A 10,623-nucleotide genomic window follows, 5' to 3' on the forward strand; every position below is an offset into this window, starting at 1 on the left:
CTCGGGGAGGTCAGTCGCCGAACGGGCCGACGCGCACCACGGAGCGCGGGCGGGACGCGAGGTCCGCCGCGAGCTCGCGGACGTCGTCAGCCGTCACGGCGCGGATGCGCTCGAGCGACTCCTCGAGCGTCATGAGCTCGCCGTAGACGAGCTCGGCCTTGCCGAGCCGGCTCATGCGCGAGCCCGAGTCCTCGAGGCCGAGGACGAGGCCGCCGGAGAGCTGCCCGACGCTGCGCTGCAGCTCCGCGTCGGTGATGCCGCCGTCCGCGAACCGGTCGAGCTCCTCGCCGAGGATCTTCGTGACCTGGTCGACCTTCGCGGGCGCGCAGCCCGCGTACAGGCCGAACGTGCCGAGGCCGCCGTGCGCGGACGCGAACGAGTACGTGGAGTACGCGAGGCCCCGCTTCTCGCGGATCTCCTGGAACAGGCGCGAGCTCATCCCGCCACCGAGGACGGCGTTGAGCACGGACAGCGTGAAGCGGCGGTCGTCGGTCGCGGAGATGCCCGTCGAGCCGATGACGACGTTCGCCTGCTCGACGGCGCGGCGCACCGTGAGCTCGTGGGGTTCCGTCCCGATCCCCGACGTGTCACCGGCGTCGCTCGACCTCCGCGCGCGCGGTGCGAGCGCCGGATCGAGGTCCCAGCCGCCCGAGACGAGCGCGTCCGAGACCTGGGAGACGAGCGCGTCGTGGTCGACGCCGCCCGCCGCCGAGACGACGAGGGTCTCGGGCCGGTAGTGCCAGCGGTAGTGCTCCCAGACGGCGTCGCGCGGGACCGCGCGGATCGTCTCGGGCGTGCCCCCGATGGGGCGGCCGAGCGCGTGCCCTGCCAGCACGGTCTCGGCGAAGCGCTCGTGCACGACGTCCGACGGGTCGTCGTCGTTCATCGCGAGCTCTTCGAGGATGACCTCGCGCTCGGTCTCGAGCTCGTCCGCGTCGATGGCCGCGGAGGTCACCATGTCGGTGATCACGTCGACCGCCATCGGCAGGTCGGTGTCGAGCACCCGCGCGTAGTAGCAGGTGTGCTCCTTGCCGGTGGCCGCGTTGGCCTCGCCGCCGACGGCGTCGAACGCCTCGGCGATGTCGAGCGCCGTCCGCCGGACGGTGCCCTTGAACAGCAGGTGCTCGAGGAAGTGCGTGGAGCCGAAGTGCCCGTCCGTCTCGTCGCGCGACCCGACCCCGACCCACGCCCCGAGGGACGCGGACCGCTGGCCGGGCAGGTGCTCGGAGATGACGCGCACGCCGCCGGGCAGGACGGTGCGACGGATGGTCGCGCCGTCCTGCCCGGCGATCAGCTCGCCGTCCGTGCCGGGGGCGCCGGACGGGACGAGCGGGAGTGCGTGCGGCACGTCAGGCGTTCGCCTCGGCGTCCGCGGCCGGCGCGGCCGCGTCGTCGGACGAGCCCTCGGCCTTGTCCTCCGCCGCGTCCTCGGTGACCGCGTGCAGCGACAGCTTGCCGCGCGGGTCGATCTCGCCGATCTCGACCTGGACCTTCTGCCCGATGGACAGGACGTCCTCGACGTTCTCGACGCGCTTGCCGCCCACGAGCTTGCGGATCTGCGAGATGTGCAGCAGGCCGTCCTTGCCCGGCGAGAGCGAGATGAACGCGCCGAACGACGTGGTCTTGACGACCGTGCCGACGAAGCGCTCCCCGACCTCGGGGACGTGCGGGTTCGCGATCGCGTTGATCGCGGCCCGGGCGGCCTCGGCCGACGGGCCGTCGGTCGCGCCGATGTAGACGGTGCCGTCGTCCTCGATCGAGATGTCGGCGCCCGTCTCCTCCTGGATCTGGTTGATCATCTTGCCCTTCGGGCCGATGACCTCGCCGATCTTGTCGGTCGGGACCTTCACCGTGATGACGCGCGGCGCGTTCGGGGACATCTCGTCCGGGACGTCGATCGCCTCGGCGATGACCTCGAGGATCGTGAGGCGGGCCTCACGCGCCTGGGTCAGCGCGTCCGCGAGGACGGAGGCCGGGATGCCGTCGAGCTTCGTGTCGAGCTGGATCGCGGTGACGAACTCGCTCGTGCCGGCGACCTTGAAGTCCATGTCGCCGAAGGCGTCCTCGGCGCCCAGGATGTCGGTCATCGCCGCGTAGCGGGTCTTGCCGTCGACCTGGTCGGAGACGAGGCCCATCGCGATGCCCGCGACCGGCGCGCGCAGCGGGACGCCCGCGTTGAGCATCGACAGGGTCGACGCGCACACGGAGCCCATCGACGTCGAGCCGTTGGAGCCCAGCGCCTCGGAGACCTGGCGGATCGCGTAGGGGAACTCCTCGCGCGACGGCAGCACCGGCACGAGAGCCCGCTCGGCGAGCGCGCCGTGGCCGATCTCGCGGCGCTTCGGCGAACCTACGCGGCCCGTCTCACCGGTCGAGTACGGCGGGAAGTTGTAGTTGTGCATGTAGCGCTTGCGCGTGACCGGCCCGAGCGAGTCGATCTGCTGCTCCATGCGCAGCATGTTCAGCGTGGTGACGCCCAGGATCTGGGTCTCGCCGCGCTCGAACAGCGCCGAGCCGTGCACGCGCGGGATGACCTCGACCTCGGCGGACAGCGTGCGGATGTCCCGCAGGCCACGGCCGTCGATGCGGAAGCCGTCGGTGAGGATGCGCTGGCGGACCAGCGACTTCTGCACCGAGCGGTACGCGGCGGAGATCTCCTTCTCGCGGCCCGCGAAGGCCTCGGCGAGCTCGCCCTGGACCTCGGCCTTGATCTCGTCGAGACGGGACTCGCGGTCCTGCTTGTCGGCGATCGACAGGGCCTCGCCCAGGCGCACGGAGGCAGCGGCCTCGACCGCGGCGTAGGCGTCGGGCTGGTAGTCCGGGAAGAGCGGGAACTCGGCGGTCGGCTTGGCGGCCTTCGCGGCGAGCTCGAGCTGCGCCTCGGCGAGCGCGCGGATGAACGGCTTCGCGGCCTCGATGCCCTCGGCGACGACCTGCTCGGTCGGGGCGGTGGCGCCCTGCTCCTTGATCAGCGTCCACGACTCGTCGGTGGCCTCTGCCTCGATCATCGCGATAGCGACGTCGGACGCGCCTTCCTCGGTCGTGACGATGCGGCCCGCGACGACCATGTCGAACACGCCGCGCGCGCTCTCCGAGTAGCGGGGGAAGCCGACCCACTGACCGTCGATCAGGCTGACGCGGACGGCACCGACCGGGCCGGAGAACGGCAGGCCGGAGATCTGCGTCGAGATCGACGCCGCGTTGATGGCGACGACGTCGTACGGGTCGTCCGGGTGGACCGCGAGGACGGTCTCGACGACCTGGACCTCGTTGCGCAGGCCCTTGACGAACAGCGGGCGCAGCGGGCGGTCGATCAGACGGCACGTGAGGATCGCCTCGGTGGACGGGCGGCCCTCACGGCGGAAGAACGAGCCAGGGATCTTGCCGGCGGCGTACTGCCGCTCCTCGACGTCGACCGTGAGCGGGAAGAAGTCGAACTGGTCCTTGGGATGCTTGCCGGCCGTCGTGGTCGACAGGATCATGGTGTCGCCGTCGAGGTAGGCGGCCACGGAGCCCGCGGCCTGGCGGGCGAGTCGCCCGGTCTCGAAGCGGATGGTGCGGGTGCCGAAGCGACCGTTGTCGATCACGGCCTCGGCGAACTGGATCTCGGGACCCTCCACGGGTGCCCTCCTCATCTTCGAAGGCCGCCTCATGCGGGGCGGGGCGTCCGGGCGTCGGACGACTGGTCGTCGACGCCCGTGGCCCGGCCCCCTGCCAGCTGGTCTTCGATCGAGGTCCACGGAGCCGTGTCCGTCGATGCACGACGGGCGGGTCCGGGGCCCACTACCGAGGACCGAACGTGGCGGCGAGGCGGCGGGATGGACGGTGGCCCGCCGGGGCGGGCCTGATACCGGACCGGCCCGGTCCGCGAGGGACCGGGCCGGGCCGGGGAAAATCAGCGGCGCAGACCGAGACGCTCGATCAGGCTGCGGTAGCGGTTGATGTCGATCTTCTGCAGGTAGCCGAGCAGGCGGCGGCGCTGGCCGACGAGCAGGAGCAGGCCACGACGGCTGTGGTGGTCGTGCTTGTGCTCCTTGAGGTGCTCGGTCAGGTCCTTGATGCGCTGCGTGAGGAGCGCGACCTGGACCTCCGGCGAACCGGTGTCGCCCTCGGACGTCCCGTACTCGGTGATGATGCGCTGCTTGGTGGCGGTGTCGAGGGGCACAGTTCTCCTTGGATGTTCGTTGCGCGGTGCACCAGGGCATGTCCACCTGGGCGCTCTTTGTCCGCGGCCGGTCGAAACGGCACACCAAGCCTACCAGCAGGTACGGTCCCGACCCGAACCGGACCGGCCCGGGCCGCGCCGTCCCCCCGGCGAGGAGCGTCACCGTGAGCACCGCGTGGCGCGCGGCCGCGTGCCGGACGCCGTGGCGAGGTGGGCCTAGCGAGGCGGGGTCGGGCGGGACGTGAGATCGACGGTCCGCGGGTCGGCCTCCGGGTCGAGCGGCGGGAAGGACAGGACCTGCCCGCCGGGGTTGACGCGCGGGTCGCTCGTCCAGCACAGCGCGAGCGCTGTGGCCGCGTCGCCCGCGGGATCGGGGTCGGTGTCGGCAGCCACGGTGAGGCGCGCGAGCTGGTCGGTCAGGGCGAGCCGGGCGGCGTCGGGCTCCTCGCCCGGCATCACCATCGAGCCCCAGCCGTCCCAGAGCAGCGTCTCGACGCGGTGCCGGTGCGCGACGTCGGCGAGGACGTACCGCTGGACGAAGCTCGGCCCCTCGAGACCCACGGCCCCTGGCGCGACACCGTACGTCGCGAGGTCCGTCCGACCGGCACGGTGGGCGAGCCACGCCTCGGCCGCCGTCTCGAAGGGCGAGCCCTCGCCCGTGGGCAGGTCGTGGACGTCGAACGAGAAGTCGTCCTGGCCGAGCTCGGGGTCGAACCGGACCCAGCGCGTGCCGTCCCACCGCTCGGCGACGACGTGGTCGTGGGAGTAGCCCGCCTCGAAGTACCCCGCGAAGCCGAGGCGTGTGCGCGCGGGGACGCCGTGCTGGCGCAGGATCGCGACGGACAGGAGCGAGTGGTCCCGGCAGCACCCGCCGACGACGCACGCGTCGGCGCGGGGTGCCTCGAGCGGTCCGGGCTGCCGCTGGGTCGCGACGTCGAGGATCGTCGCGACCCAGCGCGAGTCGACGTCGCCCTGCTGGACGTCGGTGAGCCGGTGGGCCTCGCCGCGGTAGTGGAGGATCGTGCGCGTGACCGCGCGGTGGAGCGACTCCGGGTCGGTGCCGACGGCGTCGAGCAGGGCGGCGTGGGCGCCCGGGTCGCTGAACGGGCTGTGCGTCGCGTAGTCCCGGAGCGTCGGCGCGACGACGTCGGCGGCACCCGGGGCGCGGACGCCGTGGAGCGTGTCGAGGATGTCCATGCGCTCACGTTCCCCCCTGCCCCAGGGGCAGGGTCAAGCGTCGTCGAGCGGGACCTCGACCCGGGCCACCTCGGCGACGTCGGGCGACCAGGGCACGGGGTACCGCTCGCGGGGTGGCCCGGCCGGGCGCCCCCACGCGCGCGCGGCGTCGAGGGCCGCGTCGTAATACGCGACGATCGGCGGGTAGCGGCAGTCGGCGGGCGGCACCGGGACGCTCGCGAGCCGCCCGGCAGGCTCGAGCCGGAGCGCGACCGCTCCGGCCGGCCGGACGACGCCCTCGTACGGGACGCACGTCTCGATCCGGCCCGCGATGCCCGGCCGCACGGTCTCGTGGAACACCACGACGTACTCCGGCCCGAAGACCACGTCCTGCCGCGCGAGCTCCTCGCGGATCGTCAGCACGGCGGACGTGAACGCCGGGACGAGCGCGGCCTGCTCGACGACGTCGGTCACGCACGCCACCGTCCGCGCCTCGCGCTCGACGAGGCGGACCGAGGCACGCAGGCGGGCGGCGTCGGGGAGCACGGGCGTGGCGGCGGGCACCGCCGCCGGTGCCGCGTCCTCCCCGTCCCCCGCGAGGAGGTCCACGACGCCGCGCTGCGCCTCGAGATCCCGGCGCCGTTCGGTCCACCAGGCGAGGAGCGCGGGGCGCAGGCCCTCGGGCGGCCCGTCGAGCAGCTCGGCGATGCGCGCGAGCGGCAGGTCGAGGCGCCGCAGCAGCCCGATCGCCCGGGCGCGCGCCACCTGGCCGGCGTCGTACGCGCGGTAGCCCGTCACCGGGTCGACGAACGCGGGAGCGAGGAGCCCGTTCGCGTCGTAGAGCCGCAGCGCCTTCGGCGACAGGCCCGACGCGCGGACCATCTCCCCCGTGCTGAGGGCGTCGCCGCCGCTCACGCTCACCTCCGCGTCAGCCCGCCGACGGCGACGGACGCACGGCGCTGCCGAGCGTCTCGCGGGCGCGCGCGACGTCGTCGTGCATGGTCGCCACGAGCCGGTCGATCGCGTCCGGGCCCTCGAACCGCAGCGTCGGGCGCAGCCGCTCGACGAGCTCGAGCACGACCTCCTCGCCGTACAGGTCGAGGTCGGTGCGGTCGAGGACGTACGCCTCGACGCGGCGCTCGACGCCGTCGAACGTCGGGTTGGTGCCGATCGAGATCGCGGCCGGGAGCACGGCGTCGGCGTCGTCCCCGAGAGCCGGGCGGCGGAGCCAGCCGGCGTAGACGCCGTCCGCGGGGACCATGCCCTGCACGGGGGTGCCGTCGGGCGCGGGACCGAGGTTCGCCGTCGGGAAGCCGAGCTCGCGCCCGCGCGCGTCCCCGTGCACGACGACGCCGCGCAGCCGGTGCGGCCGGCCCAGCACCGCGTCCGCCGCGGCGACGTCGCCCGTGGCGAGCAGCTCGCGGACGTACGTCGAGGACCAGCGCGCGTGCCCGTCGTGGGGGGTCTGGCCGACGTCGCCGACGACCTCCACGACGAACCCGTACCGCTCCCCCAGCGCGATCATCGTCTCGAGCGTGCCCGCGTTGCCGCGGCCGAACCGGACGTCCTTCCCGACGACGACCCGGCGAGCCCGCAGGCCCTCCACGAGGTAGCGCCGGACGAACTCCTCGGGCGTCTGCCGCGCGAACTCGAGCGTGTACCGGAGCAGCAGCACGGCGTCGAGCCCGGTCTCCGCGAGGAGGTCGAGCCGGTCCCCGACCCCGGTGAGGAGCTCGGGCGCGGACTCGGGGCGGTGGACCGCCGCCGGGTGCGGGTCGAAGGTCACCGCGACGGCCCGCGCACCGTCCTGCCGAGCACGCTCCGCGATGGCGCGACAGACCGCGACGTGGCCGCGATGGACCCCGTCGAAGTTCCCGATGGTGACGACGGTGGGGCCGAAGTCGGCAGGCACCTCGGCGAGGTCGGTCCAGCGCAGCACGGGGACCAGCCTGCCACCTCGCGCGGGCGCACGCGGAATCGGGACCTGCGGCCCGGCGCCTCGGACGCTCACCCGGCGGCCGCGAACACGACGGCGGGGCGTGCGAGGAGGCCGCCCTTGCCCTTCGCGTCCTCGACGAGCGCCACGAGGGTCCCGTCCGGCCCGATCGCCGCGTGCACGCCCGGCTCCCCCGCCGGCGGCAGGGCTCGCCCGTGGCCGAGCGCGGCGGCGTCGGCGGCGTCGAGGTCGCGCACCGGGAAGGTCGCGCGGGCTGCGGCGGCGAGCGGGAGGGTCGCGAGGACGCCGTCGGCGTCGGCCTGGGCCTCGAGCTCGTCGAGCGTGCTCGCGCCCGCGAGGTCGTAGCCGCCGACGCGCGTGCGCCGGAGCGCGACGAGGTGGGCGCCCACGCCCAGCGCTGCGCCCAGGTCCCGGCCGAGCGCGCGCACGTACGTCCCCGAGGAGCACACGACGCGGGCGTCGACGTCGACGGTGGGCAGCGTGGCGCCGCCGTCGGCGGGGACGCCGGGCCCGGGGCGGACGTCGGTGATCTCGAACGCGCGGATCGTCACCGGGCGCGCGGCGAGCTCGACCTGCTCGCCCGCCCGCACGCGGGCGTACGCCCGCTCCCCGGCGACCTTGATCGCGGACACCGCGCTCGGCACCTGCAGGACGTCGCCCGTGAGGGCGGCGGCAGCGGCACGCACGGCCTCGGCGGAGACGTCCGCGCCGGTGGTGGCCGTGACCTCGCCCTCGGCGTCCTCGGTGGTCGTCGCGACGCCGAGCCGGACGGTCGTCACGTACTCCTTCTCCGCGCCCACCACGTACGTCAGCAACCGGGTCGCACGGCCCACGCCGACGACGAGCACGCCCGTCGCCATGGGGTCGAGGGTGCCGGCGTGGCCGACCTTCTTGGTCCCGGCGAGCCGGCGCATCCGGCCGACGACGTCGTGGCTCGTCCAACCCTGCGGCTTGTCGACGACGACCAGCCCGTCGGGCGCGGTCGGCCGGCGGGGCGGGCGGGCGTCGCGCGACGCCGCTCCCGTGGACGGCGCGGCGGCCGACGTCACGCGGCGTCCGCGATGAGCTCGGCGGCCGCGTCCGCGCCGACGGCGCACAGGAGCAGGTGCTCGACGCCGTGCTCGTCCGCGTGCTGGGGCACCTCGGCCGAGAGCAGCACGTTGATGAGCATCCCGGCAGCCACGAAGTTGCGCGCGGCCTCGTCGTCCTGGCCGGTCAGCTCCTTGAAGATCTCGAACGCCCGGACGAGGGTCCGGCGCGACTGCCGCCCGAACGTCGGGTCCGCACCGGCGACGAAGCCGTGCATGAGCACGCGGAGCTTGTCGCGGTCGGAGAGCAGCCGCACGTAGACCTCGCCGAGCTCGCGTGCGGCGTCGGGGCCGGGCGCGACCTGCTCGAAGCTCGCGACGATCTCGTTCCCGACGCGCTCGAACACCGCGGCGAACAGGTCGTGCTTGGAGCCGAACAGGCGCACCACGTACGGCTGGGAGACGCCGGCCGCACGCGCGACCTCGTCGGTGGTCGTGCCGGCGTAGCCGTGCTCCGCGAACGCCGTCGTCGCGGCGTCCAGGATCTGCTCGCGCCGCTCGTCCGCGGTCATCCGGGTGCTCATGCTTGACATGTTATCAGTCGATTACTAGCGTGCGTCGAGTCGAAGTAATCAGTCGATGCCTTCCAGTCTTCCGGCTCGCGCACCGCGCAGCCCTCCCGTCCTCGGCCCACCCCACCCGGAGGTCCTGATGTCCACCGCGGTTTCCACCCGCCGACCCTCGTCGGCACCCGGCGTCCGCAGGCAGCGCACCGCGCCCGTCTGGCTCGCCCTCGTCGCCGCGTCGCTACCGATGTTCATGGCGACGCTCGACAACCTCGTCATGACGGGGGCCCTGCCCGTCATCTCCCGGCACCTGTCCCCCAGCGTCGAGCAGCTCCAATGGTTCGTGAACGCCTACACGCTCGCGTTCGCGACGCTGATGATCCCTCTCGCCACGCTCGGCGACCGGCTCGGGCGCCGACGGACCTTCGTCGTCGGCATCGCGGTGTTCGCGCTCGGCTCGATCGGGAGCGCCCTGTCCGGCACGCCCACCGAGCTCATCGCGGCCCGAACGCTCCAGGGCGTCGGCGGCGCCGCGATCATGCCGCTGTCGCTCGCGCTGCTCGCGGGAGCCGTCCCGGCCACGAAGCGCGCGATGGCGATCGGCGTCTGGGGCGGCGTTTCCGGCCTCGGCGTCGCGCTCGGCCCGGTGGTCGGCGGCGCCGTCGTCGACGGGCTGTCGTGGGAGGCGATCTTCTGGCTCAACGTCCCCGTGGCGGCCGTCGCGATCCCGCTCGCGCTGCGCGGGCTGCGGGAGTCCGAGCGCGTCTCGGTCCGCCTCGACGTCGCGGGCCTGGTCCTGTCCGCGGCCGGCGTCCTGCTGGGCGTGTGGGCGATCGTCGGCGCCAACGACCGCGGCTGGGGCTCCGCCACGACCGTCGGGATGCTCGTCGCCGCGGTCGCGCTCCTCGTCGCCTTCGTCGTCCGCGAGCGCCGGACGGACCACCCGCTCGTCCCGCTGCGGCTGTTCCGCTCGCGCAGCTTCTCCGTGTCGAACGCGGCCAGCCTCGCGTTCTCGGTCGGGATGTTCGGAGCCGTCTTCCTGCTGACCCAGTACCTGCAGATCGGCGGCGGGTACTCGCCGTTCGCCGCGGGCCTGCGCACCCTTCCCTGGACGGCCGCCCCGATGCTCGTCGCTCCGGTCGCGGGGATGCTCGCGCCCCGGTTCGGCGTGCGCCCGTTCGTCGCCGGCGGCCTGGTGCTCCAGACGGTCGCCCTGGGCTGGCTGGCCGCGCTCGTCGGGCAGACCGTCGACTACCCGAGCTTCGTGCCTGCCTTCGTGCTCGCCGGGGTCGGCATGGGCCTGACGTTCGCACCGGTCGCGACCGCGGTCCTCGCCGGGGTCCCGGAGACGGACCACGCCACGGCGAGCAGCGTCAACGCCACGATCCGGGAGGTCGGCGTGGCGCTCGGCGTCGCGGTCCTGACCGCCGTGTTCCTCGCGGCGGGCGGCGCGTTCACCCCAGCCACGTACGCGGACGGGCTCAAGCCCGCCCTGTGGGTCGGGACCGCCGTCGTGGGCGTCGGCGCGGTCGTGTCGTTCCTCATGCCACGCAGCACCGGCAAGGAGGGCTGACCGCACCGCCCGCCCGCCCGTCCGGCCCCAGCCCTCCGTGAGTGCGTGCTTTTTGTGCGACACGCCGGGCGTGTCGCACAAAAAATGCGCACCCACCGGGAGGGGGGCTGGGTGGGCCGGGCGGACTGCCGAGACGACGAAGGGGCCCGTTCCGCAGC

General features: G+C 74.1%; 9 protein-coding genes. 1 reads left to right on the forward strand and 8 read right to left on the reverse strand.

Translation table 11 applies throughout. The features are described from left to right. Window positions 1-10: 10 nt before the first annotated feature. The 8 genes from ACFT5B_RS13020 to ACFT5B_RS13055 all read right to left on the reverse strand — a co-directional run bounded on the left by ACFT5B_RS13020 (window position 11) and on the right by ACFT5B_RS13055 (window position 8,910). Window positions 11-1,348 carry a M16 family metallopeptidase gene (locus ACFT5B_RS13020; RefSeq protein WP_386798877.1) on the reverse strand — a complete coding sequence of 446 codons (1,338 nt, stop codon included), beginning with the start codon at window positions 1,346-1,348 and terminating at the stop codon, window positions 11-13. 1 nt (window position 1,349) lies between these two features. Further along, entirely contained in the window at window positions 1,350-3,620 is a 2,271-nt protein-coding gene (locus ACFT5B_RS13025; protein WP_386798879.1) for a polyribonucleotide nucleotidyltransferase, read from the reverse strand. A 275-nt stretch (window positions 3,621-3,895) separates the two neighbouring features. Beyond that, entirely contained in the window at window positions 3,896-4,165 is a 270-nt protein-coding gene (rpsO, locus tag ACFT5B_RS13030; protein WP_386798881.1) for a 30S ribosomal protein S15, read from the reverse strand. A gap of 216 nt (window positions 4,166-4,381) precedes the next feature. Next, on the reverse strand, window positions 4,382-5,362 hold the full coding sequence (locus ACFT5B_RS13035) for a transglutaminase-like domain-containing protein (protein WP_386798883.1): 981 nt from the start codon (window positions 5,360-5,362) through the stop codon (window positions 4,382-4,384). A gap of 33 nt (window positions 5,363-5,395) precedes the next feature. Then, the gene (locus ACFT5B_RS13040; RefSeq protein WP_386798885.1) at window positions 5,396-6,256 is read right to left on the reverse strand and encodes a MerR family transcriptional regulator; all 861 of its coding nucleotides are present in this window, start codon (window positions 6,254-6,256) and stop codon (window positions 5,396-5,398) included. A 13-nt stretch (window positions 6,257-6,269) separates the two neighbouring features. Next, window positions 6,270-7,280: a bifunctional riboflavin kinase/FAD synthetase gene (locus tag ACFT5B_RS13045; protein ID WP_386798887.1), complete on the reverse strand. Its 1,011-nt coding sequence runs from the start codon at window positions 7,278-7,280 to the stop codon at window positions 6,270-6,272. A 68-nt stretch (window positions 7,281-7,348) separates the two neighbouring features. Next, window positions 7,349-8,347, reverse strand: coding sequence for a tRNA pseudouridine(55) synthase TruB (gene truB, locus ACFT5B_RS13050; RefSeq protein WP_386798889.1), 999 nt, complete (start codon window positions 8,345-8,347; stop codon window positions 7,349-7,351). Beyond that, window positions 8,344-8,910 (reverse strand): TetR/AcrR family transcriptional regulator, encoded by a 567-nt coding sequence (locus tag ACFT5B_RS13055; protein ID WP_386798891.1) that lies wholly within the window; start codon window positions 8,908-8,910, stop codon window positions 8,344-8,346. Before ACFT5B_RS13055 ends, truB begins: the two co-directional genes overlap by 4 nt. 127 nt (window positions 8,911-9,037) lie before the next feature. Between ACFT5B_RS13055 and ACFT5B_RS13060 the strand changes: the two genes are divergently transcribed. Beyond that, window positions 9,038-10,465, forward strand: a complete 1,428-nt coding sequence (locus ACFT5B_RS13060) for an MFS transporter (RefSeq protein ID WP_386798893.1) — start codon at window positions 9,038-9,040, stop codon at window positions 10,463-10,465. Window positions 10,466-10,623 lie beyond the last annotated feature (158 nt).

Source organism: Luteimicrobium sp. NPDC057192 (assembly GCF_042670205.1).
GTDB lineage: Bacteria > Actinomycetota > Actinomycetes > Actinomycetales > Cellulomonadaceae > Luteimicrobium.